The following is a 24,584-nucleotide window of genomic DNA, read 5'->3' on the forward strand; positions in this document are numbered from 1 at the left end:
GGCCGCTGGCTGCACGATGCGTACCCAATCCTGTCGTATCCGGGCGGCTTGGACGGCGCGATGCCCGACGGCCCGCACCGGAGCGCATCGCCTTCACGTTCGGCCGGCGTGCGGCCTTCCCGGTTGACCTGCGGCCGTGTCTCCTTCCGCCGAATTCTCGGCACCTCTTCCGGGCTGCCTGCATCGGCAACGGCATTCCGTCGCGCATCTCTTATTTCACTTCTTCACGATTTCCCGGCAATACGGTATGCGGCCCGCGCGTCCGGTAACGTGATGTCGCATGCACCGAACAATATTTTTTTCTTTCATTTTAATTTCGATTTGTAATCATTGAATCGACTTGCCGGAAATGGAAATTCAATGCGTTTGAATCAGAAAAAATGACGTATTTGTATTGGGCGATTCGGAATAAAGTGCCGAAGACCGCGGGTCGCGAGAGCGCTGCCTGGCGGGGATCCGCGGTGCGACTTCCGGATCGGTCCATCTTCAGTCAGTCGGCGTCGCGCGGTAAAGGAACGCAATGAACAATTCGACATGCAATTGAACCGGTTTTTTAAAAAATCACCGATATTTCATACGCGGCGAATTAGAGTGTCGAAAAACGATCGTCCGGGAGCATCATTCATGTTATCGAAACAAATTCGCGCGGCATTGCTTGGATTGTGCATGGCAATGCTGGCGCCGGTCAGTCACGCACAAGCGCAATACACGACGGACTGGCTCGCGAACACGTTCGGCACGCTCGCCGCGCACGTCGGCAACGGCGCGCGCTCGCTGTGGGTCGCCCCCGAGGGCGTGATCTATACGGCGTCGCGCTGGGACGAGAACGCGGGCGGCGTCGCGATCTACCAGAACGGGCAGACGCTCGGCACGATCGGCATCCATGACGAATTCCAGGGCGGCGCGATCACCGGCAACGCGAACGCGCTGTTCGTCGCGCTCGGCTACAACCGCACGTTCGGCAGCGGCTCGGTCGGCCGCTACAACCGCAGCACGAACCAGCGCGACCTGCGCATTCCGGTCAGCACGTGGACCGGCATCCAGTACGCGGACGTGATCACGGGCCTCGCGACGACCGGCAACCTGCTGTACGCGAGCGACTTCTACGGCAATCGCGTGCGCGTCTACACGACGGACGGCGTGTGGCAGCGCGACATCGGCGTATCGGGGCCCGGCGCGCTGGCGCTCGACGCGGCCGGCAACCTGTGGGTCGCGCGCAAGAGCGCGGGCGTCGTCGCGCAGTTCAGCCCGACGGGCACGGCGATGAGCACGGTCCAGATGGCGGCCCGTGCGCGGCCGGCATCGCTGTATTTCGATGCGCCGCGCGGGCAGTTGCTGGTGGGCGACGAAGGCCCCGACATGAACATCAAGATCTACGCGCTCGTGGGCCAGCCCGTGCAGGTCGGCACGTTCGGCGTGCAGGGCGGCTATCTCGACACGACGTCGGGCATCAAGGGGCAGGTCGGCGACAAGCGCTTCACGCGCGTCGCAGGCATCGGCAAGGACGCGGCCGGCAACCTGTACGTGCTGAACAACGCGTGGGGCGGCGGCTGGGATCTCGGGCGCAACGGCAGCACCGACCTGCATTCGTACAACCCGACGGGCGCGCTGCAATGGAAGCTGCAGGCGCTGAACTTCGAGGGCGCCGCCGCGCCCGATCCGGCGACCGACGGTGCGTTCTTCTACAGCGGCAACAACGTGTACACCGGCACCGCGGGCGGCACGTTCGTCGCGAACACGATCGATCCGTTCAGCTATCCGAAGGACCCGCGCCTCGACATGAACGACTACCAGCGTGGCCAGCATTTTGGCCAGCTCGCGCTGGTAAAGGGCACCCGGATGCTCGTCGCGACCGGCCAGAACCCGGGCAACTACAACCTCTATCACTTCAACGGCGCGAGCGGCTACATCGCGATTCCGGACGGCTCGATTCCCGGCAAGCCGTTCAACACGACGCTGCAGGTAACGGCCGGTTTCGCGCTCGACGACAACGGCGACGTGTGGGCCGGGCTCGATCGCACCAACAACATCTCGCACTATCCGATGGCGGGTTTCGACGCGGCCGGGAAGCCGACATGGGGCAAGCCGGTGCAGATTCCGATTCCGCGCACCGTGCTGCCGCTCACGCGGATCATCTACCAGGCCGACAGCGACACGATGATCCTCGCGCAGGGCATCTCGGGCAGCTGGGACTGGACCGCGATGAACGGGCACATCGAGGTCTATCGCGGCTGGATGGCCGGCAACACGAGCACGCCGAACGTAGCGATCAACCTGACGAGCGCGAATCCGAAATCGATGGCGGCGGCCGGCCACTACCTGTTCGTCGGCTACGTGCACACGGTGCCGAACGTCGACGTGTTCGACCTGAACACCGGCAGCCTCGTCACCACGCTGACGAACTCGAACACGTCGGCGATGGACGTCGGCAACGACGTCGACTCGATGTACGGCATCCGTGCGTACCTGCGCTCGACCGGCGAATACGTGATCACGAAGGACAACTACAACGGGTCGAGCCTCGTCGTGTATCGCTGGCGTCCGTGATGGTGCAAGCCGCGCCGCCCGGGCCGCCCGCGCCGGCCAGGTCTCATGGCGCGCCGAGCACGCGGCCGTTCACCTCGCGATGGCCGCGCACAATCCCGAGCAAAGCAGCAGGATCCTGCTCGATTTTGCGGGGCGGCTGATACCGGTCCGTGTCGACGGCCGGAGCGCGTTGCGCGGCCCCGGCCACCCGGCGCGAAGATGCGTCAGAACGACACCGTCGTCGTCAGCGTGACGAGCCGCGGCTCGCCGACCGCGACGATCAGGTTGCTGTTGCTCGACGGGTAGTAGGTCTTGTCGAGCAGGTTCTTCACGTTGAGCTGGATGCGCGTCGGGAACTTGCCGATCGTCGTTTCGTAGGCCGCGAACGCATCGACGGTCACGTAGCCGGGCAGCGTGAAGCTGTTCGCGGTGTCGCCGGGCCGTGCGCCGACGAGCCGCGCGCCGCCGCCGAAGCGCCAGCGCCCCGGGAGGTTCGCGATCGCCGTGTCGTACACCGCGAACAGGCTCCCGGTGTGGCGCGCGACGTTGACGAGCGGCGTGTTGCTGTCGCGGTCGTTCGCGTTCGTGTACGCATAGCTGCCGATCAGGCTCAGGTGCCGCGTGAGCTGCCCCGCGACGTCGAGTTCGATGCCGCGCGAGCGCGCGGTGCCGATCGTCGACGTGATGTCGTTGACCGTGACCGCGACGTTGCGCTTGTCGATCTGATAGGCCGCGAGCGTGCCGGTGATGCCCGGCTTCAGGCTGAACTTCAGGCCGGCTTCCAGCACGCGGCCGAATTCCGGCGCGAGCGGCGCGGCCACATTCGACGCGACGTTCGGCTTGAACGAACGGCTCACGTTCGCATACGCGGTCAGCGACGGCGTGAGCGCATACGCGAGCCCGAACTGCGGCAGCCACACGTTGCCGTGCGAGCGGTCGGCGAACACGAACGGCCGCCCCATTCCCGATTCCTGCTGCCAGTCCTCCCAGCGCAGCCCGCCGACCGCGGTGAGCCGGTCGGTGATCTTCACCGAGTCCTGCACGATCATCGAATAGGTGTGGACCTTCGAGAGCGAATCGCTCTGCTTCGTGCTCACCGTGCCGCCGGGCGCGAGCAGGCCGTAGACGGGATCGTAGAGATCGAAGCCCTTCGTCGCGGTGCCGCGGATCGTGTCGCCGCGGAAGCTGCGCTGCCGCTCGTATTCGCCGCCGACATAGAGCGCGTGGTTCATCCCCGCGAGCGTCAGGTTGCCGAGCAGGCCGAGCGTCGCGATCTGGTCGGAGTCGTTGCGTCCGAGGTTCGCGTCGGACGAGCGCGACAGCGCGCCGGTCGTGCTGTTGAAGGCGGTCGCGCGGGCGATGTATTGATCGTAGCGGTCGCGGCCCCAGCCGTAGGTCGCGCGCACGCGCCATGCGTCGGAGAAGCGGTGTTCGACGCGCGCGCGCAGCGTTTCCTGGATGCCGCCGCTTTGCGCCCACGCTTCCTCGTAGCGGCGATAGCGCAGCGCATCGTCGGGGCGGCCGTTCACGAGCACCGTGCCGCGATCGAACGGCATCGTGTAGTCGACGTACTGGTAGCTGACGTCGATCGACGTGTTCGCGTCGTGCCACGACAGCGCGGGCGCGATCAGCGCATTGCGCTCGCGCCCGAAGCTGCGCCAGTAGCGGCTCGTGTCGTATTCGCCGGTGAGCCGGAACGCGAGCGTGCCGCCCGCGACCTGGCCCGGCTTGCCGAGCGGGCCGGTCAGGTCGAACTGCGCGCTGCTGCCGCCGTGGCTCGTGCGCGAGGCCGAGATCGAGCCGCCGAACGTGTCCTCCGGCTTGCGCGTGACGAGGTTGATCACGCCGCCCGGGTCCTGCATCCCGTACAGCAGCGAAGCCGGGCCCTTCAGCACTTCGACGCGGTCGATCGTCGCGAGGTAGCTGTGCAGCACCGGCGTGCGCACGCCGTCGACGAGCACGGAGCCGTCGTTGTTCGAGCCGAAGCCGCGCTTGATGAACGCGTCGCGCGTGCCGCCGAGCGTGTTGGTCTGCGTGACGCCGCTGATGTTGCCGAGCACGTCGTCGAGCGAGCGCGCCTGCTGGTCCTGCATCACGCTGCTGCTGACCACGGCGACCGATTGCGGAATCTCCTTGAGCGGGCGATCGTCGCCGCCGGCGATGCTGCTCGTGCGCGGCTGGTAGCCGACGGTCGGATCGACTACTGACGATGCGCTGACGCTGATCGTCGGCAGTTCGCGTTCGGGGCGCGCGGGCGTCGACGAGGGCGAGGACGTGGCCGCCGAAGCCGTGGCGGCAGGTTCGGCATCCGCATGCGCGCCGCTTGCGACGCAAAGCGTGATCAGGGCAGGCAGGCTCGCGCGCCACGGACGAAGCGTCCGGGCGCGGTGGGGCGTTCGGCGGGATGGCATGAATCGATGAATGGGCGGAGTGCTAAGGACGATGACGCGGACCGCGGCGCCTTTACTGCGTCGCGCGGAGGATGCGCATGATATACGTAATGAGAATCGTTTGCAATTGTAAAGAGGCCGATGCGGACCGGGCACCGCGATTGCCGGGCCGCCGGCCGTCTGCTACCGTAGCGCCCAAAAACAGACGCAGTGAAATTCAATGAGAGCCGGGGGCCGCACCATGTCATCTTCCTGTCACGTCGCGTGCCGCGCGACGTCGCGCACCGCAGCCGACCATGCAGGTGCTGAAGTGATCGCAGCCGTGTTCCGCGATTCGAACGATTGACGCAACGGCCGCACGATCATTCTCGGGTGTTTCGCCGGGCAGCCGGCGAAGCGCCGCGATCGATTACTTCAACCACCACGCTTGACGGGAGACCACCCAATGAAAAAGAGTTCCGCGCCGTTCATGACGGCCGCGCTGGCTGCCTGCGCGCTGCTGGCGGGCGTTCACCAGAGCGGCTACGCCGCGCCGGCCGCCGAGCCCGCGATCGACGCGCACTACGCCACCGTGATCGAGGCCTACACGCAGGACATGGCCGCCGCGAAGACGAAATACGACGGCAGGCGCCTCGCGTTCGTCGGCGCGGTGATGCGGATGGGCAGCGACCCGGGCGGCACGTACTTCGGTGCGTTGACGGCCGACGGCGAGCAGTTCGACACGCATTTCGACGCGGCCGACCAGGCCGCGTTGAAACCGAAATTCCCGGGCGGCGAGATCAAGCCGTTCACGGCGTCCGCGAATTTCCGCTTCAGCTGCGTGAACGAAGGTTATATCGACGCGCCGGTGCTGCCCGGGCTGAAGCTGTCGCATTGCCGGCTCGCCGATTGATCGAGGTGCGGTGTCCGGCGTTCAGAACTTCTGCTGGATGCCGGCCATCACGCCGAGCTGATTCATCCCGGTGCCGACCGTCCCGCCGGCCGCGACCGCGTTCGCAGCCAGCGCGCTGTTGAACATGTAGCCCACCGACGTATACACGGTCGTCCGCTTCGACAGGAAATAGTTTGCGCGCCCGACGACCAGCGTCGCGTTCGTGCCTTCCTTGTTTTCGCGGCGTTGCAGGTAGCGCACGCCCTGCAGGTCGAGCGCGAGGTAGGGCGTCGCGTAGTACGTGCCGCCCGCGAACACGATGTCGGCCTGCAGGTGCTCGGCTGCCGCGAGGTTGCGGCGGATCCACCCGGCGCCGAGTTTCGCGGGGCCGATCTTCACGTAGCCCGCGACGATGTCGCGCGTGTCGGTGTAGGCCGGATTGTTCAGCGGCGCGAGCGCGCCGCCGCCGCCGCGCATCACGTCGTGCGACGCGGCCAGCCCGAAATTGCTCGCGTCATACGCGAGCATCGCCGTGTATTGGCGGCACGCGACGATGTCACCGGGCACCTGTCCGGCGCAGCCCGTCGCCGACGGTCCCGCCGGTCCGGCCGCGTCGCGGCCGAAGCTGTAGGTCGCGCCGAGCGTCACGCCGTGGAACGTGCCCTTGTAGCCGATCGCATTGTCGCTGCGCGCGTTCGGCAGATACGAGTCGAAATCCGCCATCGAATGAATCGACGGGCCGATCACGTCGGCATTGGTCAGCACGATCATCGACATGTTCATCTGGCGGCCGAGGGTCAGCGCGCCGAACGGGCTGTTCACGCCCACGTTGGCCTGCCGCCCGAACAGGCGCCCGCCGTAGTTCAGCGCACCGGTGCCGGGCTGGAAGCCGTTTTCGAGCACGAAGAAGGCCTGGTAGCCGCCGCCGAGATCCTCCGTGCCTCTCAGGCCCCAGCGTGACGGCACTTCGCCGGTCAGCGTCGGCATCCCGGTGAACGATCCGCCGCGCGCGGCGTTGTTGTAATAGGACACGCCGGTATCGATGATCCCGTACAGCGTGACGCTGCTTTGCGCACAGGCCGGTCCGGCCAGCGCCATCGCCGTCGCGAGTGCGACGCCCAGTTTCGTTTTCATGGCTGTCTCCAAACAGTATGTAGATCTACTTATCGATTTTTTTATTGCCCCGGACCTGACCGGGATGCCGACGGTATCGGCAGGACTGCGGGCGTCGCGTGTTACGAGATCGCCGGATCGCGTTGCCGGTGCGGCGCCGCGACACGCGCGCCCGCCACGGCGACGGCGATCGCCGCGCCGGCCATCGGCACGAGGAACGCGAAATAGAGGTGGGGCACGGACCAGCCGTCGTCCAGCAGCGCGCCGACCGTCATTGGCGACAGGATCGCGCCGAGGCGGCCGATGCCGACCGCGAGACCGATGCCGGTCGTGCGGATCTCGGCGGGATACGGCGTCGGCGACAGCGCGTACATGCCGGCCACGCACGCGTTGATCACGGCGCCGAGGAACACCGCGACGATCATCCCGGTGCCGAGCGAGCCGGTGTTCGCGCCGAACGCGACCATCAGTGCGCCGCCCAGCAACAGCGTCGCGCCCAGCAGGCTGCGCAGGCCGAACCGGGTCGACAGCAGGCTGAACAGCGACGCGCCCGCGATGCCGCCGAGGTTGAGCAGCACGCCGCCGGTCACACCCTGCGAGGCCGACAGGCCGGCCTGGACCAGCAGCTTCGGCGTCCAGCTGACGACGAAATAGAAGCTGCCCATCACGAGGAAGAATGCGATCCAAAGCGCGATCGTGCGACGCGTGAGCGGCGCGCGCAGCACGGCTGTCCAACTTGAGGCGGGGCTCGCCGTGTCGATGGATGCGCTCGCGGCCGGCAGCGCATCGATCGGCGCGCGCTTCATTCTCGCGAGGATGCGGTTGATCTTCTGCAGCGCGTCGTCCGGACGCCGCGCCAGCAGGAAGTCGAGCGATTCCGGCAGCAGTGCGAGCACCATCGGGATCGCCATCAAGGTCAGGATGCCGCCGAACGCGAACACGCTGCGCCATCCCCATACCGACAGCAGGTAACCGGCGAGAACGCCGCCGGCGGTAGCGCCGATCGCATAGCCGGTCGACTGCATGCCGATCGCGGCGCTGCGCCATTTGTTCGAGGCGTACTCGCCGCTGATGACGGTCAGGCTTGCGAGCATCCCGCCGATGCCGAGCCCCGTATAGGCGCGCGCGACGGCGAGTTGCAACGTGCTGTGCGTGGCCGCACAGGCCAGCATGCCGGTCGAGATCACCGCGAGGCAGAGCAGGATGATGCGGCGGCGGCCGACGCGGTCGGCCAGCGGGGCGATCAGCACCGAGCCGATCCCCATGCCGGCCAGCCCGGCGCTCAGCAGCAGGCCGATTTCCTTGCCGCTCAGTTTCCACTCGGCCGCCAGGTGCGGCGCGGCAAACGCGATGGCCAGCACGTCGAAGCCGTCGAGCATGTTCAGCACGACGCAGGCCGTGACCGCCATCGTCTGGAACGCGCTCATCGGGGACGCGTCGATCGTATTGCGGATATTTTCGCTCACGTCAAAGATCCTTGATAAAAATAGTATGACTAATCGAATGGGATGAAATCGAAGCCGGCAGCGGCGAATGGGGCGAAAGCGAATGCGTGGGTTGACGGCAAACCCGGGGAACGCCCGTCGCGGCCGGCTCGCGTCGTTCGCGCGCCGGCGCGAGGGTTACGCGGGGTCGGGCTGTAGCAGCAGCCGCTCGATCACGCGCCGCGCGCGATTGGGGCCCGCGTCGACGTGAATGTCGATCTGGCGGCCGTCCGGAAACCGCAACTGATTCCGGTATTGCGCTTCGATCACGGTCTTGTCTTCATCGAACGTCGCCGCGGATTGCTCGATGACCGTTTGCGCGATGCGTTCGACGTCGTGTTGCGGATTGGTCGCGACGGTCCAGAAGTAGTGCGTCGTCGTTTCCGTCTCGGGCGTAATGCCGTGGAAGCCGCGCATGTGAAAACCGCCGCGCGCCGGGTCGTGCAGGTCGCCGGTGCCTGCGTCCATCGCGCCGGTCCAGATCCGGATATGCGACACGTGGAATTCGATTTCCTGCCAGCGGTCGACGCGGCCCGTGAACGGCCACGCGGCCGTGTAGGTCGGCGGCGGGTCGGACGCCGGCATCCGGCGGACCAGCGTCACCGTGTCGCCGTCGCTGCTGACGCGGGTTTCCGCGCCCATATGCAGCGGCGCGTTACCGCCGATCGTTTTCAGATGAACGTAGCCGAGGTGGCTCAGGTCCATCAGGTTGTCGTGAATCAGCTGATACGGCGCGTCGTAATGGTAGTGGCCGCCGCCGAACCGGTATTGCGGATCCGTGTGGAACGCATAGCGCGGCGGCGCGCAGGTCGGTTGGGCGTGCGCGTCGGCGCCGATCCAGATCCATACGATCGCGTCCTGCTCCTGCACCGGATACGACGCCACGCACGCCTTCGCCGGAATGCGTTCCTGCCCGGGAATCTCCACGCAGGTGCCGCCGCGGTCGAACAGCAGCCCGTGATAGCCGCAGCGCAGGCCGCGCGCTTCGAGCGAGCCGCACGACAGCGGCAGCGACTTGTGGCAGCAGCGATCCTCCAGCGCGCCGACTTCCCCGGACGGCAACCGGAACAGCACGACCGGACGGCCGAGCAGCGTGCGGGCGACGGGTCGGTCCGTCAGTTCGGATGACAGCGCGGCGACCCACCATCGGTCGACCGGGAATTGAGCAGTACTGATGGGTGCCTGGGCAGGTCGTTCCATTGATCGTCTCCAGTATTGTGGTTGGCCGCCGCGTATCGGGCGGTCCGTCTACAGATCGAGGACCAGCAGGTCGCTTCGCGATCGGGAGCAGCACGGCATGAACTGGTCGCCGGCCGCTTGTTCCGCTTCCGTCAGATACGAATCGCGATGATCGGGCTCGCCTTCGAGCACGCGCGTCATGCAGGTGCCGCATACGCCTTGCTCGCACGACGTCAGCACGTCGATGCCGTTGGCCGCCAGCGCCGCGATGACCGTGCATTCGGCCGGCACGTCGATCACCTTGCCGCTGCTCGCGATCCGGACCTGGAACGCGCGATCCGCGCCGGACGACGCAACCGCGCCGCCGAAGAACTCGTAGTGCAGCCGCGCTTCGGCCCAGTTGCGCTCGCGCGCGGCGTTCAGCACCGCATCCATGAAGCCGCGCGGGCCGCATACGTACAGGTGCGTGCCGTCCGGCGCGGCGGCGAGCACCGCGGCGAGGTCGAAGCGTTGCGCGGGGTCGCCGTCGTCGACGTGGAAGCGGACGCGGTCATGGAACCCGGCAGCGTTGATCCGCTCGACGAAGGCCATGCGATCGGTCGAACGCGCGCAGTAGTGCATGTCGAACGGCAGGCCGGACGAGAACAGCCGTTCGGCCATGCTGAGGATCGGCGTGACGCCGATTCCGCCGGCGAGCAACAGGTGGTGCGGGGCGTCGGGCGCGAGCGGGAATTGATTGCGCGGCATGCCGATCCGCACGGTGTCGCCTTGCCGGACTTCGTCGTGAATCGCGCGCGACCCGCCGCGGCCCTCGGCATCGCGCAGCACCGCGATCTGGTAGCGATCGCCGTGCTCCGGGTGGTTGCACAGCGAGTACTGGCGCACGAGCCCGCCCGGCAGATGCACGTCGATATGGGCGCCGGCGTCGAAGCGCGGCAGGGGCGAACCGTCGTCGCTGACGAATTCGAAGCCGCAGATGTCGCGCGCTTCCTGCCACTTGCGGGCCACGCGGACCGTCAGCGTCGCGGCGCTCATGACGCCTCCTTGATCTGCGCGACCGGAATCACGGGCCGTTGCGGGCTCGCCGCATTTTCCTCGGCGAGCAGCCGCTCGATCACCTTGCGCGACAGCACGCCGCCGGCGTCGATGTTGAGCTTGAGCAGCTTGCGCTCCGGCCACTGCTCGAGGTTGAGTTGCTGGCGCTCGAGCATCTCGAGATCCTCGGCGAAGATCTTGCCCTGGCCTTCGCGGATCTCGGCGGTCAGCGCGTGATCGTCGGGCCGGAAGTTGCGCGCCATCCCCCAGAAGTACCAGATCGAGGTGTCCGTCTCCGGTGTGATGAAGTCGACCACGATCGACGACGCCTTCAGCTCCGCCGGCGCGTCGTAGCCGCCGTGGCCCGCATGCGCGACGCCCACTTCGATCATCACGTGGCTCGGCGGCGTGAAGCGGCAGATCTGCCAGCGGTCGACCGGCACGTCGTCGGCCAGCCCGTTGCCGCGCAGCGCCATCCGCCAGAACGGCGGCGGCATCACGTTCTCCATGAAGCGGCTGGTGACGACTTCGTCGCCATTGCTGGCGGTCTTCGGCGCGGCTTCGTCGATTTCCTTCTGGCCGATGCTCGTTGCATGCACGTAGGTCTCGTGCGTGAGGTCCATCAGGTTGTCGATCATCAGCCGGTAGTCGCAACGGATGTGATACAGGCCGCCGCCGTGCGCCCAGGCCGGATCTTCGGCCCATTGCAGCGCGGGCAGCCTCGCGGGATCGGCTTCGGACGCGTCGCCCGGCCAGACCCACACGAATCCGTACCGTTCTACCACCGGAAAGCTGCGGATCGGCGGGAAGCCGCCGACGCGCTGGCCCGGCATGCCGGCCGTCTTGCCGTTGCAGCCCATTTCCAGCCCGTGATAGCCGCACACGAGCACGCCGTCACGCACGAAGCCCAGCGACAGCGGCGCACCGCGGTGCGGGCAGAAATCCTCGAGCGCGGCGACCTGGCCGTCCGCCGCGCGGTAGAACACCATCGATTCGTTGCAAATCTTGCGTCCCAGCGGCTTGCCGTCGATCTCGTCGGGCGTGCAGGCCACATACCAAGCGTTCTTGAGAAACACGTTGTTCGTCTCCTTCAGGGCGGTGCCGCCGGTACGCGGCAACTCGTCATTCCGTGTACTGAATGTGATTCAGTGTACTCATTGAGATTGGCTGGAGCAAGGCGAGCGGTATACTGGTTTTCCCGGGAAATGGCGCGAGGCAGCGCCATGCCGTCGGCGCACGCAACGGCGTGCGCCGCCTATGTCATCGACTCATTCATGGAAAAAACGAATCCCGCCGACGCGCCGGTTTTCCCGCTCGACCTGTACGACGAGCCCGGGCACCTGATCCGGCGCGCGCACCAGATCGCGGTCGCGATGTTCTACGAGAAGCTGGGCCGGGACGTGACGCCGGTGCAGTACGCGGTCCTGCGGATGCTCTACGAGTGCCCGGGGCTCGATCAGGTGACGCTCGCGCAGCGGGTGGCGCTCGACACGTCGACCACTGCCGATCTCGCGGTCCGGCTCGAGGCGAAAGGATTGATCGTCCGCGAAGTGCTGCCGCGGCGTCAGCGGCGCCTGCTGCTGACGCCGGCGGGCGTCGAGCTGCTCACGCACCTGATTCCGTCGGTGAAGGAATTGCGCGCCGGCCTGTTCGACGGCATGGGCGAGGACGATTCGCAGGAACTGATGCGCCTGTTGCGCAAGTTCGTCCATCTGAATAACGAGCAGAGCCGCGCGCCGCTGCGGGTGAGCGAGGAGTCGTAGCGGTTGGACTCGGCTCGATGGAGCAGGTGATGCGGCAAGGCGCCAGGCGCGCCGCACCGCCTGCCGGCGTCACGCGCGTGACGCTTCGCCTTCCAGCCGCAGCACCGCTTCTGCGACTTCGTTCCTGAAGCGCACCAGCGCCGCCTGCTCCGGCGCGGGCGGCTGCACGGCCGCCCACAGCATGTCGATCAGCTGCGTGGCCGTCGTTTCCGTATCGAGCTTGCGGTGCCCGAGGATCGCATCCCACAGCACGTGCTCGATCGGCCCGAACACCATCGAGCGCAGCAGGCTCAGCGGCATGTCGCGGCGCACCTGCCCGGCCGCCTGGCCGCGCGCGAGCACGTCCATCAGCGGCGCCGTGTAGCGGCGCTGCAGCGCGGTGAGCTCGTCGCTCAGCGCATGCTGCTTCGCACGTCCCTCCGACAGCACCAGCGCGCACAGCCCTGTGCCGTTCACGAGCATCAGCCGCAAGTGCGTGCGCACGATGAACGCGAACTGCTGTTGCACCGGCGCGTCCTGCGGCATCCCGAGTTCGAACGCGGCAATGATTTCGTCATACCAGTCGGCGATCACGCGCGCGCACAGCTCGCGCTTGCCGCGGAAGTAGCTGAACACCGTCGCCTCCGACACGCCGACGCGCTGCGCGATCTCGGCGGCCGTCGCATGCTCGTAGCCCTTTTCGGCGAACACTTCGCGGCCGGCGCGCAGGATGTCCTGCACGCGCTGCTGGGACTTGCGCCCGGCGGGGGCGCGCGACGGCTCGGCGCGATCGGCTTTGGCGGTGGCGGTCATGGTGTCGGCGGTAGCGGCTGTCATCTCGCAATGATATCTGAGTGTCACTCAAAAAACTATTGACGGCAAGCCGGACGAGGCGCGAAACTGTGCAAAATTTCCGCTGTATTGGCTTAATGAATCGACGCATTGATCCGATTTGAGCGAAACTCAGAAATCGGCGCGTGCGACCCACTTTCTGGAGACGGAGGAGACATGATCAACCTGCCCGGTGTGCAATTCATGCTCGGTGAAGACATCGAGATGCTGCGCGACGCCGTCGCGACGTTCGCGGCGAAGGAAATCACGCCGCGCGCGGCGGAGGTCGACCGCACCGACCAGTTTCCGATGGATCTGTGGAAGAAGTTCGGCGATCTCGGCGTGCTCGGCATGACGGTGGCCGAGGAATACGGCGGCGCGAACATGGGCTACACCGCGCACATGGTCGCGATGGAGGAGATCTCGCGCGCATCGGCGTCGATCGGCCTGTCGTACGGCGCGCACTCGAACCTGTGCGTGAACCAGATCCACCGCAACGGCACCGACGCGCAGAAGCAGAAGTACCTGCCGAAGCTCGTGTCGGGCGAACACATCGGCGCGCTCGCGATGAGCGAGCCGAACGCGGGCTCCGACGTCGTCAGCATGAAGCTGCGCGCGGACAAGCGCGGCGACCGTTACGTGCTCAACGGCACGAAGATGTGGATCACCAACGGCCCCGACTGCGACACGCTCGTCGTCTACGCGAAGACGGACCTCGACGCCGGCCCGCGCGGCATCACCGCATTCATCGTCGAGAAGGGGATGAAGGGCTTCTCGGTCGCACAGAAGCTCGACAAGCTCGGCATGCGCGGGTCGCACACGGGCGAACTCGTGTTCCAGGACGTCGAGGTGCCGGAGGAGAACATCCTCGGCCAGCTCAACGGCGGCGTGAAGGTGCTGATGAGCGGCCTCGACTACGAACGCGCGGTGCTGTCGGGCGGCCCGACGGGCATCATGGCCGCGTGTCTCGACGCGGTGGTGCCGTATATCCACGACCGCAAGCAGTTCGGCCAGTCGATCGGCGAATTCCAGCTGATCCAGGGCAAGGTCGCCGACATGTACACCACGTTCCAGGCGTGCCGCGCGTACCTGTACGCGGTCGGCCGCCATCTCGACTCGGCGGGCAGCGACCACATCCGCCAGGTGCGCAAGGACTGCGCGGGCGTGATCCTCTACACGGCAGAGAAGGCGACGTGGATGGCCGGCGAGGCGATCCAGATCCTCGGCGGCAACGGCTACATCAACGAATACCCGGTCGGGCGCCTGTGGCGCGACGCGAAGCTCTACGAGATCGGCGCCGGCACGAGCGAGATCCGCCGGATGCTGATCGGCCGCGAGCTGTTCGCGGAAACGATGTAACGCCCCACGTCACGCGAACGGAGCCCCGTCGATGCCGATCATCGAATCGAAACTGAACCCGCGTTCGGAAGAATTCCGCGCGAACGCCGCGGCGCTGGAGGCGGTCGTCGCCGACCTGCGCGCGAAGATCGAACAGCTCGCGCAAGGCGGCGGCCCGGCCGCGCGCGACAAGCACCTGTCGCGCGGCAAGCTGCTGCCGCGCGACCGCATCGCGCAACTGCTCGATCCGGGTGCGCCGTTCCTCGAGCTGTCGCAGCTCGCCGCGAACGGCATGTACAACGACGACGCGCCGGGCGCGGGCGTGATCACCGGGATCGGCCGGATCGCGGGCCGCGAGTGCGTGATCGTGTGCAACGACGCGACGGTCAAGGGCGGCACCTACTACCCGATGACCGTGAAGAAGCACGTGCGCGCGCAGGAAATCGCCGCGGAAAACCGGCTGCCGTGCGTGTATCTCGTCGATTCGGGCGGCGCGAACCTGCCGAACCAGGACGACGTGTTTCCCGATCGCGACCACTTCGGCCGCATCTTCTTCAACCAGGCGACGATGTCCGCCGCGGGGATCGCGCAGATCGCGGTCGTGATGGGCTCGTGCACGGCGGGCGGCGCGTATGTGCCGGCGATGAGCGACGAGTCGATCATCGTGAAGAACCAGGGCACGATTTTCCTCGGCGGCCCGCCACTCGTGAAGGCCGCGACCGGCGAGGAAGTGAGCGCCGAGGATCTCGGCGGCGGCGACGTGCACACGCGCCTGTCGGGCGTGGCCGACCACCTCGCGCAGAACGACGCGCATGCGCTGTCGATCGCGCGCAACATCGTCGGTCACCTCGCGCCGAAGATCGCGTCGCCGGTGGCGCTGCGCGAACCGAAGCCGCCGCGCTACGACGCGAAGAGCCTGTACGGCGTGATTCCGGTCGACACGCGCAAGCCGTTCGACGTGCGCGAGGTGATCGCGCGCATCGTCGATGATTCGGAGTTCGACGAATTCAAGGCGCGCTTCGGCACGACGCTCGTCACGGGCTTCGCGCACATCTGGGGCCATCCGGTCGGGATCGTCGCGAACAACGGCATCCTGTTCTCCGAATCGGCCGTGAAGGGCGCGCATTTCATCGAGCTGTGCTGCCAGCGCAAGATTCCGCTCGTGTTCCTGCAGAACATCACGGGCTTCATGGTCGGCCGCAAGTACGAGAACGAAGGCATCGCGCGCCATGGCGCGAAGATGGTCACGGCCGTGTCGAACGCGAAGGTGCCGAAGTTTACGGTGATCATCGGCGGCTCGTTCGGCGCCGGCAACTACGGGATGTGCGGCCGTGCGTTCGGCCCGCGTTTCCTGTGGATGTGGCCGAACGCGCGGATCTCGGTGATGGGCGGCGAGCAGGCGGCGTCGGTGCTCGCGACCGTGCGCCGCGACGGCATCGAGGCAAAGGGCGGCGCGTGGTCGGCCGAGGACGAAGAGGCATTCAAGCAGCCGATCCGCGACCAGTACGAGCGCCAGGGGCATCCGTACTACGCGAGTGCGCGCTTGTGGGACGACGGCGTGATCGACCCCGCGCAGACGCGCGACGTGCTGGGCCTCGGCCTCGCCGCGTCGATGAACGCGCCGATCGACGACACGCGCTTCGGCGTGTTCCGCATGTAACGGCCGGGAGGGCTGACCGATGCGATACGAAACGATCAAGGTAAGCGAAGCCGGCCGCGTGGCGACCGTCACGCTCGCGCGGCCCGACGTGCGCAACGCGTTCAACGAGACGACGATCGCCGAGCTGACCACCGCGTTCGAGTGGCTCGACGCGCACGCCGGCGTGCGTGCGATCGTGCTCGCCGCGGAAGGCGCGGCGTTCTGCGCGGGCGCGGACCTGAACTGGATGAAGAAGATGGCCGGTTACTCGGACGACGAGAACCGCGCCGACGCGCGCAAGCTCGCGCGCATGCTCGAGGCGATCCACCGCTGCGGCAAGCCGGTGATCGCGCGCGTGCACGGCGACGCGTATGCGGGCGGCGTGGGTCTCGTCGCGGCGGCCGACATCGCGATCGCCGCCGACGGCGTGAAGTTCTGCCTGTCCGAAGCGCGGCTCGGGCTGATTCCCGCGACGATCGCGCCGTACGTCGTGCGGGCGATGGGCGAGCGCGCGGCGCGCCGCTACTTCACGACGGCCGAGGTGTTCGACAGCGCGCGCGCCGCGTCGCTCGGCTTCATTCACGACGCAGTGCCGGCCGATGCGCTCGACGAAACGGTCGCGAAGCTGGCCGCGACGCTCGTCGCGAACGGCCCCGACGCCGTGCAGGCGTGCAAGCGGCTCGTCGCCGACGTGGCCGGCCGGCCGCTCGACGCGACGCTGATCGAGCAGACGGCCGACTGGATCGCGCGCACCCGCGCCGGCGCGGAAGCGCGCGAAGGGATCGCGTCCTTCCTCGAGAAACGCACGCCTTCGTGGCGTGAATGACGGCGTGCCCCTAACTTTCCGGACGACATCGAAGCCATGTTCGACAAGATTCTGATCGCCAACCGCGGTGAAATCGCCTGCCGCGTCGCCGCGACGTGCAAACGTCTCGGGATCGCGAGCGTCGCCGTCTATTCCGACGCGGACGCGAACGCGAAGCACGTCGCCGCATGCGACGAAGCCGTGCACATCGGCGGCGCGGCGGCCGCGGACAGCTACCTGCGCATCGAGCGCATCATCGAGGCCGCGCGCGCGACCGGTGCGCAGGCCATCCATCCGGGCTACGGCTTCCTGTCGGAGAACGAGGATTTCGCGCATGCCTGCGAGGCGGCCGGCATCGCGTTCATCGGGCCGCCGGTCGACGCGATCGCGGCGATGGGCTCGAAGGCTGCCGCCAAGGCGCTGATGCACGCGGCCGCGGTACCGCTCGTGCCCGGCTATCACGGCGACGACCAGGACGCGGCGAACCTGCATCTCGAAGCCGACGAGATCGGCTACCCGGTGCTGCTGAAGGCGAGCGCGGGCGGCGGCGGCAAGGGCATGCGCGTGGTCGAGCGCTCCGAGGACTTCCCGGCGGCGCTCGCGTCGTGCCAGCGCGAGGCCGCGAGCAGCTTCGGCAACGACCGCGTGCTGATCGAGAAATACCTGACGCGCCCGCGTCACGTCGAAGTGCAGGTGTTCGGCGACACGCACGGCAACACCGTCTACCTGTTCGATCGCGACTGTTCGGTGCAGCGTCGTCACCAGAAGGTGCTCGAGGAAGCGCCGGCGCCGGGGCTGCATGAAGACGTGCGCCAGGCGATGGGCGAGGCGGCCGTCGCGGCCGCGCGCGCGGTGAATTACGTCGGTGCGGGCACCGTCGAGTTCATCATGACGGGCGAAGCGTTCTACTTCATGGAAATGAACACGCGCCTGCAGGTCGAGCATCCGGTCACCGAGATGGTCACGGGGCTCGATCTCGTCGAATGGCAGCTGCGCGTCGCAGCGGGCGAGCCGCTGCCGCTGAAGCAGGACGAACTGCGCGCGCAGGGTCATGCGATCGAGGCGCGTCTTTACGCGGAGAATCCGGCACGCGGCTTCCTGCCGTCCACCGGCACGCTGAAGCACCTGCGGCTGCCGGAAGGCGTCGAGTTCGCGATCGGCGCGCCGGTGCGCGTCGACAGCGGCGTGCGCGAGGGCGACGCGATCACGCCGTTCTACGATCCGATGATCGCGAAGCTGATCGTGCACGGCGCGGACCGCGCGGAAGCGCTCGGCCGGATGCTGCGCGCGCTGCGGGCCTGCGAGGTGGTGGGCCTGCACACGAATGCCGCGTTCCTGCAGCGGATCGTCAACTGCGGGCCGTTTGCGAGCGCCGATCTCGACACGGGCCTGATCGAGCGCAACCACGATGCGCTGTTCGCGCCGCAACAGCCGCCGCGCGCGACGCTCGCGCTGGCCTGCGCGGCACTGCTCGCGCGCGAACGCGGCGCGGCCGCACGGGAAGGCGCGTCGCCGTGGGGTGCACTGCCGGACTGGCGGCTGAACGGCGGCTATCGCCGCACGCTCGAATGGCATGCGCCCGATCGCGAAGCGGACGTGACGGTCACCTACGAGGACGACGGCGGCAGCACGCGCCTCGCCACCGGCGACGCGGCCGCGCAGCCGTTCGCGTGGACGCGCGGCGCGACGCCGCTCGACTTCGACGTGACGCTCGACGGCGTGCGCAGCAGCGGCCGCGTGTATGCGGACGGCGACAGTTTCCACGTGTTCACGCAGGGTGTCGCCGAGACCTTCGAATGGCGCAACGTGCTCGCGCACGCGGGCGATGCCGAGCATGGCGGCGGCCGCCTCACTGCGCCGATGCCCGGCAAGGTGATCGCGGTGCTGGTCGAGCCGGGCCAGAAGGTCGAGGCCGGCACGCCGCTGATCGTGATGGAGGCGATGAAGATGGAGCACACGATCGGCGCGCCGGGCGCGGGTGTCGTCGCGGAAGTGCTGTACGGCGTCGGCGACCAGGTCGCGGATGGCGCGCAGTTGCTGATGATGGCGGAAGGCTGATCGCGGCGTGTGCCGCGCACGGGCCGGCGTGGCGCCTCGCGGCGCGGCGCCGGCCTCGTCGCATTTCGCATCCGGCCGTCGGCGATGGCGTGCATGGCCAGGCCCGCACGGTGCGGACGACGGCTCTCGGCCGCATCGCGTATGACCATGCCTGACAGTCTGGCGGCCGGCGCTCCGCTAGACTGGCGGATTGCTCACGTGGCCATTGCCGTGAGCTACACTGCATCCATTCAATCACGCCCCCCGCCGACGAGATGAAGTCTCCTGCCCTGAACGGCCTGCGCATCGGTATCACGATCGGCCTGCGCGCCCCCGACGAAAGCCTGTGGATCAACGGCATCAAGCAGAACGCGTTGTTTCTCGCGAAGTTGTTGATGGCGTCGCCGCATGGGTATCGCGTGACGCTGGTCAACACGACCGACGTGGCGCTTACCGACGCGCTGCCTTGGGATCGCCGCGTATACGACACGCGCGCGTTCGCCGACATGAAGGATGCGCTCGACGTGGTGATCGAGCTGGGCGGTCAGATCGACGGCGAGCAGACGGCCTACCTGAAGGCGCGTGGCGCGAAGATCGTCAGCTACTGCTGCGGCTTCGAGTACATCACCTCGATGGAGTCGATACTGTTCGGCCGTCGCATGTGGGATTCGCTGTTCATCAACCGCGGCTACGACGAGTTGTGGGCCATTCCGCAGATCGCGGAGTCGTCGCTGCCGTTCCTGCAGTCGCTGCGCCGTTGCCCGGGGCGCGTCGTGCCGTTCGTGTGGGACCCGATGTGTCTGGAGGCGCGTGCGCAATCGCTGCCGGAGCGTGGCGAATACCGGCCGCGCAGCGAACCGGGCAAGCGGCTGACGGTGATGGAGCCGAACCACAACGTCGTGAAGTTCTGCATGTATCCGATGCTGATCATCGACGAGGCGTATCGCCGCGATCCCGACACGATCTGCTTCACGCACGTGACGAACGCCGATCGCCTCGCGCACAACAGCCCCGAGTTCGTGACGCTGATGAACTACCTGGACATCGTGCGCGCGGGCAAGGCGAGCTTCGTCGGGCGTTTCGACACGCCGTTGTTCCTGGCCGACATGACCGACATCGTCGTGTCGCATCAATGGGCGAACCCGCTCAACTATTTCTATTTCGACGTGTGCTGGCAGGGTTATCCGCTCGTGCACAACGCGAGCCTCGTGCCGGACCTCGGCTACTACTATCCTGGCAACGACGTGCAGAAGGGCACCGAGGCGCTGCTGCACGTGCTGCATACGCACGACGACGACTGGCAAGGGTATGCGCGGCGGCAGCGCGAGATCCTGCGCCGCTATACGTCGGCGAACCCCGCGCTCGTCGCCGACTACGACGCGCTGCTCGCGAACCTGATCGGCGCGACGGCGGCATAAGGCTGCACGACGCGGCACGCGCCGCTGCCTGCGGGCGCATTCGATCGCGATTTGCGCGATCGAGGCGGTCGGCTCGATTTCGCCGCCTGCCGTCAACCGGATTGTCCCGGGTTAATGTCTGAAGAAATGAGCCGTTAAAAAAGAAACCGCCGAACCGGGGAGATTCGACGGTTTTTGAAGGCACGAATTTGACGGCTCCGAGGGAAGTCCGTCAAAAATAATTTTATAGGTTAACTAGTCGGAAAGATTGTTAAATATCTTTCGATCGATGGTTGCCGTATAATTCGACTTAATTATTGTCGTTCAAGTCAGTTGGATTATCATTCAAATATTTTCAATATCGTTTGAAACGGCAAAATTGAATTCTGTGGAGACCGAATGCGTCGTCGCAACGCAATGGCTGCACGGTTTGCCAGCGGCTGCGAGGAATCCGGCCGTCGGGTCCGGGTAGCGTTTCGCAGGCGTGCATTTGTCATATGATATTTCAAACATCCGATTTTTGAAACGGGTCTTTGCGATAAATCGATTCACCCGAAGATGTTCGGGTGGGGCAAATAACCAGTATCGATGGGAGTATCGTCGGCGTTTTTGTGTAACCTGTCGCACTGTTGTCGACGTGCGCGTGTGGTGTATTTTCGGTGTTTGAATATCATTGACAATATCTGATTTGACGGCACGCCGGAATAAAAAGTACGCTCCCGAAAAAGATCGAAAAAGAGGTTGGGCCGGGTAGGCGGTGGTGCGCGTCGTGGTCGGCTCGCGCCACATGTATCGAGAGCGCGGGCCGTCATCGGCGGTCCGACAATTGCCGGAGCGCCGGATGAATGCGGTCGAACCTCGCCTGGAGGCGAACAGCGTAGCGAATCGGGACGAGATCGATCTCGTATTCGGCGCGCCTGACGATCACCCCGACCTTGCGTCGGTACGCAGTTTCGTCGAAAGCCGGCTCGGATTCGCGCGAGAGCCGGTTTGCCGCGCCGATTTGTCGGGCGGCGTGCTGTATCACGAATGCCTCGCGCGGCTGCGCTGGGGCGCGCGCGATGTCTTGCCGCCGCTCGCGTTCCTGCCGCGCCTCGAATCGCTCGGGCTGATGCGCTGGTTCGACCGGCTCGTGGTGGGCCGGACGATCGACGCGCTGCGCGCCGATCCGAAGGCCGTGTACGGCTGCAACGTCACGGCGACGAGCGCGGTCGTGGACGACGCGTGGCTCGCCCTGCTCAGGCGGCTCGAGCGCGAGCCGTCGGTCGCGGCGCGGCTGGTCGTCGAAATCACCGAGACGGGGCCGCTGAACCCCGTCGCGGGCCGGTCGTTCGTGAACCGGTTTCGCCAGGCCGGGTGCCGCGTCGCGATCGACGATTTCGGCGTCGGCTTCAGCGCGCTGAACAACCTGGTGGTCGGCAACCCCGACATCGTGAAGCTCGACAGGTCGGTCCTGTCGCTGATCAAGCGCAACGCGATCGGGCGCTACCAGTTTCGCCGGCTGATCGCGTTCGCGCACGAAAGCGCGCGGCACGTCGTCGTCGAAGGCGTGGAGAACGAGATCGACCGGCAGATCATCCTGGATTCCGGCGTCTCATGGGCGCAGGGCATCCGCTTTACATGGCGGTCACCGGCCGCCGCATGACGCCGCGGCGCGGGCGCGGCGCGCCGGCATCATACAACGAAGAATTGAATAGGGGCGTGGGCATGGCGGCGACGAAGAAGGCCGGGCACGGAACGGGCACGCAGGCGGCCGATGCGCGCGAGCTCGTCGCGATCGCCGAACTGGCCGAGATGCTGGAGCAACTCGGCGCCGACGCGATTGACGCGACCGTTGCACCGGTCGACGTCATGCCGTTTCTCGACGGCCTGAAGGACGTCTCGCAACACATTCACCGGATGAAACCGCTCGATGCCGACGGTCGCGAGCGCGCGGCGCGACACTATTTCGCCGGTGTGTTCGCGGGCGCTTGCGGCGACGATTCGGCGATCGCGTGCGGCGTATCGGGCAGCCTGGCGCAACAGGCCGGCGATGTCGGCCCCGCGGCGGCACGTTGTTTCGCGAGGCTTGCGCGCATCGGCCGGCGGCATGGCCGTGCGTTCGCCGAGCGACGCGGGCAGCGCGTGCCGGCTTGACGCCGGTTAGTGCATCACGTCCTCGTCAGGTTCTGATCACGCTCCTCAGGAGTACTACCGATTGCGTCGCGCGGCAAGGTCACTCGTCAATCCTTCCCGAAGCCACCCAGCACGAGCGCCAGCGCGCGGTCGACCGCATCGTCCCAGCGGCCCGGATGCGCGGCGCGCACGATCCGGATGCCCGGGTACAGCGCGGTATGCGAGCCGGTTTCCCAGCGCGCATCGGCTTTCGGGCTCAGCAGCAGGACGGCCGGCACGCCCAGCGCGCCGGCCAGGTGGATGTGCGCGGTGCAGGTGGTGACCACGGCGTCCATCGCGAGCATCAATGCGGCCAGGTCGCTGAAATCGCCGATCGCGTGATGCGGGAACGTGACCGGCAGATCCGACGGCTCGGACTGCGCGGCGATGTCGCGGTTGATGCAGTACGCGGCATGGCCGCGCAGCCGCGCGAGCGGCGCGAGGTCGCGCAGGCTGGCCGCGCGCAGGAAGCGCGCATCGCTTTCGTCGCGGCCGCGCCAGTTGAGGCCGATGCGGCGCGTGCCCGGTGCGCTGCCATCGCGCGCGACGCGTTCGCGCCATGCCTCCGCCCGTTCGCGCGGGCACGACAGGTAGGCGGCCGGCGCGCCGGCCGGTGCCGGCGCGTAGCCGAACTGCGCGGCCAGCACCAGGAACGAACACCAGTAGTCGTGAGCGATCTGCGACGTGTCGACCCACGCGCCGTGTGCGGCGACGACTTCGATGCGCGGGAACGTATGGCGCATCAGGTCGGCCAGCGCGGCGGGGACGATGACCGTCACCGCCACGCCGTCGAGCGCGTCGAGCGCATGCAGGTAGCGCGCGTACTGGAGCTGGTCGCCGACCCCGCCGTAGCTGATCACGAGCAGCCGCTTGCCGTGCAGCGGCTGGCCGTCGTAGAGCCGTTCCGTCGGCAGCCCGAACCGTGCGGCCGTGAGCACGTTCTCGCTGGCGATGGTCGCGCGCGCGGCTTCGTCGCGCCGGCCGGCACGCAGCAGGAGCGCCGAGCGCGCGAGTTCGACGCGCCCGCGCAGCGCGTCGGGCAGCGCGGCCGGTTCGCCGATGCGTTCGAGTGCCGCGAGCCCGGCATCGGGCGCGCCGGCGAAGCCGTAGCACGACGCGAGCTGGAACGCGATCGCATCGTCGTCGAGGCCCCGGCCGCGCGCGCGCAGCCAGCGGGCGATCGCGTGGCCCCATTCGCAGCGGGACTCGTGGTCGAGCGCGCGGTTCCAGTGCGTTTCGGGCGCGTCGTCGGTCTCGGCTGACACGGCGGCATTCGCGTCATCGTCTGCGCGGGCGGATACGCGGCCGACGGGCTCGCCCGAGATGAACAGGCGTTGCCGGTCCCAGCGCGGGTTCGGCACGCACAACAGATTCGGCCCGTCGAACCGGTAGAACGTGTAATCGAGGCCGGCGAACGTATCGATGACGCGTGCGTCATCCGCGTTCCGGCAGGCGATCCAGCACCACGGCAGATGCGTTTCGATCAGCAGGCGCGCGCCGTGCAGCGCGTCGATCTCCATCCCGTCGATGTCGAGCTTCAGGAAATCGAGGCGCGGCAGGCCGAGCGAATCGAGCCTGACGGTCGGGGCGGGCGTGCCGTCGGCCGCGTACGCGTCGACGCGTGCGGCCGGTTCGGCGCCGGCAGGGTGCCCGCCGTCTGCGTCGGGCACCGTCATCGTGCCGTTGCGGCTCGCGAGCCCGATGTTCAGCAGATGAAGGTTGTCGAGCTGGTTGAGCGCGACGGTGCCGCCGAGCGCATGGAACAGCGTGCGCCGCGGCTCGAACGCATGGACGTGGCCGCCGCGATCGCGCAAGCGCTGCGCGATCGGCACGCAGACGAGTCCCGCATTGGCCCCGCCGTCCACCGCGAGCGCGCCGTCGGGCAACTGGTCGATCACCTGCATGATCGTGTCGAGCTCGCCCTGGTTGTGCGGCCGGCCGGTCTCGAGCAGCGCGTCGGCCTGCCGCGTGCTGTGCCGGTCGATGACGAACGGGCCGTGGATCGAATCGATCACGACGAAGTGGCGGACGGTGTGCTTCATG

At 67.2% G+C, this 24,584-nt stretch carries 18 protein-coding genes; 10 read left to right on the plus strand and 8 right to left on the minus strand.

Annotation, left to right across the window (positions count from 1 at the left end; all coding sequences use genetic code 11):
• Positions 1–624 precede the first annotated feature (624 nt).
• On the plus strand, positions 625–2,547 hold the full coding sequence (locus tag U5A56_RS19880; RefSeq protein WP_321924135.1) for an SMP-30/gluconolactonase/LRE family protein: 1,923 nt from the start codon (positions 625–627) through the stop codon (positions 2,545–2,547).
• Between the two features lie 203 nt (positions 2,548–2,750).
• Here the strand turns inward: U5A56_RS19880 and U5A56_RS19885 are convergent, their stop codons facing one another.
• A complete protein-coding gene (locus tag U5A56_RS19885) occupies positions 2,751–4,937 on the minus strand; it encodes a TonB-dependent siderophore receptor (protein ID WP_321924137.1) in 2,187 nt (728 codons plus the stop codon).
• A gap of 424 nt (positions 4,938–5,361) precedes the next feature.
• Here U5A56_RS19885 and U5A56_RS19890 point away from each other — a divergent pair, with 424 nt between their 5' ends.
• The gene (locus U5A56_RS19890; protein WP_321924138.1) at positions 5,362–5,808 is read left to right on the plus strand and encodes a hypothetical protein; all 447 of its coding nucleotides are present in this window, start codon (positions 5,362–5,364) and stop codon (positions 5,806–5,808) included.
• A 21-nt stretch (positions 5,809–5,829) separates the two neighbouring features.
• Here the strand turns inward: U5A56_RS19890 and U5A56_RS19895 are convergent, their stop codons facing one another.
• From U5A56_RS19895 to U5A56_RS19915, 5 genes are all read right to left on the minus strand, one after another.
• Complete coding sequence (locus U5A56_RS19895) at positions 5,830–6,921, minus strand: porin (protein WP_059834828.1); 1,092 nt, start codon at positions 6,919–6,921, stop codon at positions 5,830–5,832.
• 101 nt (positions 6,922–7,022) lie between these two features.
• Positions 7,023–8,366: an MFS transporter gene (locus U5A56_RS19900; protein WP_124488653.1), complete on the minus strand. Its 1,344-nt coding sequence runs from the start codon at positions 8,364–8,366 to the stop codon at positions 7,023–7,025.
• A 156-nt stretch (positions 8,367–8,522) separates the two neighbouring features.
• Entirely contained in the window at positions 8,523–9,584 is a 1,062-nt protein-coding gene (locus U5A56_RS19905) for an aromatic ring-hydroxylating dioxygenase subunit alpha (protein WP_321924140.1), read from the minus strand.
• 48 nt (positions 9,585–9,632) lie between these two features.
• A complete protein-coding gene (locus U5A56_RS19910) occupies positions 9,633–10,598 on the minus strand; it encodes a PDR/VanB family oxidoreductase (protein ID WP_044847411.1) in 966 nt (321 codons plus the stop codon).
• The gene (locus U5A56_RS19915; RefSeq protein ID WP_321924142.1) at positions 10,595–11,674 is read right to left on the minus strand and encodes an aromatic ring-hydroxylating dioxygenase subunit alpha; all 1,080 of its coding nucleotides are present in this window, start codon (positions 11,672–11,674) and stop codon (positions 10,595–10,597) included. The genes U5A56_RS19910 and U5A56_RS19915 overlap by 4 nt, the downstream gene beginning before the upstream one ends.
• A gap of 198 nt (positions 11,675–11,872) precedes the next feature.
• Here U5A56_RS19915 and U5A56_RS19920 point away from each other — a divergent pair, with 198 nt between their 5' ends.
• A complete protein-coding gene (locus U5A56_RS19920; RefSeq protein ID WP_321811797.1) occupies positions 11,873–12,361 on the plus strand; it encodes a MarR family winged helix-turn-helix transcriptional regulator in 489 nt (162 codons plus the stop codon).
• A 69-nt stretch (positions 12,362–12,430) separates the two neighbouring features.
• Here U5A56_RS19920 and U5A56_RS19925 read toward each other — a convergent pair whose 3' ends face one another.
• A complete protein-coding gene (locus tag U5A56_RS19925; RefSeq protein WP_044847410.1) occupies positions 12,431–13,177 on the minus strand; it encodes a TetR/AcrR family transcriptional regulator in 747 nt (248 codons plus the stop codon).
• A 171-nt stretch (positions 13,178–13,348) separates the two neighbouring features.
• On the opposite strand from U5A56_RS19925, the gene U5A56_RS19930 reads away from it, so the two are divergent.
• From U5A56_RS19930 to U5A56_RS19960, 7 genes are all read left to right on the plus strand, one after another.
• The gene (locus U5A56_RS19930) at positions 13,349–14,530 is read left to right on the plus strand and encodes an isovaleryl-CoA dehydrogenase (protein ID WP_044847409.1); all 1,182 of its coding nucleotides are present in this window, start codon (positions 13,349–13,351) and stop codon (positions 14,528–14,530) included.
• Between the two features lie 31 nt (positions 14,531–14,561).
• A complete protein-coding gene (locus tag U5A56_RS19935) occupies positions 14,562–16,169 on the plus strand; it encodes a carboxyl transferase domain-containing protein (protein ID WP_124488648.1) in 1,608 nt (535 codons plus the stop codon).
• Positions 16,170–16,188: 19 nt separating this feature from the next.
• Positions 16,189–16,974: an enoyl-CoA hydratase/isomerase family protein gene (locus U5A56_RS19940; RefSeq protein WP_014898432.1), complete on the plus strand. Its 786-nt coding sequence runs from the start codon at positions 16,189–16,191 to the stop codon at positions 16,972–16,974.
• Between the two features lie 36 nt (positions 16,975–17,010).
• Positions 17,011–19,011, plus strand: a complete 2,001-nt coding sequence (locus tag U5A56_RS19945) for an acetyl/propionyl/methylcrotonyl-CoA carboxylase subunit alpha (RefSeq protein WP_321924145.1) — start codon at positions 17,011–17,013, stop codon at positions 19,009–19,011.
• 254 nt (positions 19,012–19,265) lie between these two features.
• Complete coding sequence (locus U5A56_RS19950) at positions 19,266–20,408, plus strand: DUF2827 domain-containing protein (protein WP_321924147.1); 1,143 nt, start codon at positions 19,266–19,268, stop codon at positions 20,406–20,408.
• Between the two features lie 820 nt (positions 20,409–21,228).
• Entirely contained in the window at positions 21,229–22,032 is an 804-nt protein-coding gene (locus U5A56_RS19955; protein WP_321924149.1) for an EAL domain-containing protein, read from the plus strand.
• A gap of 62 nt (positions 22,033–22,094) precedes the next feature.
• Complete coding sequence (locus U5A56_RS19960) at positions 22,095–22,523, plus strand: hypothetical protein (protein WP_321821953.1); 429 nt, start codon at positions 22,095–22,097, stop codon at positions 22,521–22,523.
• Between the two features lie 86 nt (positions 22,524–22,609).
• Here the strand turns inward: U5A56_RS19960 and U5A56_RS19965 are convergent, their stop codons facing one another.
• Entirely contained in the window at positions 22,610–24,583 is a 1,974-nt protein-coding gene (locus U5A56_RS19965; protein WP_321924151.1) for an FkbM family methyltransferase, read from the minus strand.
• Position 24,584 lies beyond the last annotated feature (1 nt).

Origin of the sequence: Burkholderia sp. BCC1998, assembly GCF_905339875.1 — a bacterium.
Classification (GTDB): Bacteria; Pseudomonadota; Gammaproteobacteria; order Burkholderiales; family Burkholderiaceae; genus Burkholderia.

Bases quoted from the DNA above. Each gene is read 5' to 3' on its own strand.
- U5A56_RS19880 (WP_321924135.1), top strand. From the start codon at position 625: ATGTTATCGAAACAAATTCGCGCGGCATTGCTTGGATTGTGCATGGCA.
- U5A56_RS19885 (WP_321924137.1), bottom strand. From the start codon at position 4,937: ATGCCATCCCGCCGAACGCCCCACCGCGCCCGGACGCTTCGTCCGTGG.
- U5A56_RS19890 (WP_321924138.1), top strand. From the start codon at position 5,362: ATGAAAAAGAGTTCCGCGCCGTTCATGACGGCCGCGCTGGCTGCCTGC.
- U5A56_RS19895 (WP_059834828.1), bottom strand. From the start codon at position 6,921: ATGAAAACGAAACTGGGCGTCGCACTCGCGACGGCGATGGCGCTGGCC.
- U5A56_RS19905 (WP_321924140.1), bottom strand. From the start codon at position 9,584: ATGGAACGACCTGCCCAGGCACCCATCAGTACTGCTCAATTCCCGGTC.
- U5A56_RS19910 (WP_044847411.1), bottom strand. From the start codon at position 10,598: ATGAGCGCCGCGACGCTGACGGTCCGCGTGGCCCGCAAGTGGCAGGAA.
- U5A56_RS19920 (WP_321811797.1), top strand. From the start codon at position 11,873: ATGGAAAAAACGAATCCCGCCGACGCGCCGGTTTTCCCGCTCGACCTG.
- U5A56_RS19925 (WP_044847410.1), bottom strand. From the start codon at position 13,177: ATGACAGCCGCTACCGCCGACACCATGACCGCCACCGCCAAAGCCGAT.
- U5A56_RS19930 (WP_044847409.1), top strand. From the start codon at position 13,349: ATGATCAACCTGCCCGGTGTGCAATTCATGCTCGGTGAAGACATCGAG.
- U5A56_RS19935 (WP_124488648.1), top strand. From the start codon at position 14,562: ATGCCGATCATCGAATCGAAACTGAACCCGCGTTCGGAAGAATTCCGC.
- U5A56_RS19940 (WP_014898432.1), top strand. From the start codon at position 16,189: ATGCGATACGAAACGATCAAGGTAAGCGAAGCCGGCCGCGTGGCGACC.
- U5A56_RS19945 (WP_321924145.1), top strand. From the start codon at position 17,011: ATGTTCGACAAGATTCTGATCGCCAACCGCGGTGAAATCGCCTGCCGC.
- U5A56_RS19950 (WP_321924147.1), top strand. From the start codon at position 19,266: ATGAAGTCTCCTGCCCTGAACGGCCTGCGCATCGGTATCACGATCGGC.
- U5A56_RS19955 (WP_321924149.1), top strand. From the start codon at position 21,229: ATGAATGCGGTCGAACCTCGCCTGGAGGCGAACAGCGTAGCGAATCGG.
- U5A56_RS19960 (WP_321821953.1), top strand. From the start codon at position 22,095: ATGGCGGCGACGAAGAAGGCCGGGCACGGAACGGGCACGCAGGCGGCC.
- U5A56_RS19965 (WP_321924151.1), bottom strand. From the start codon at position 24,583: ATGAAGCACACCGTCCGCCACTTCGTCGTGATCGATTCGATCCACGGC.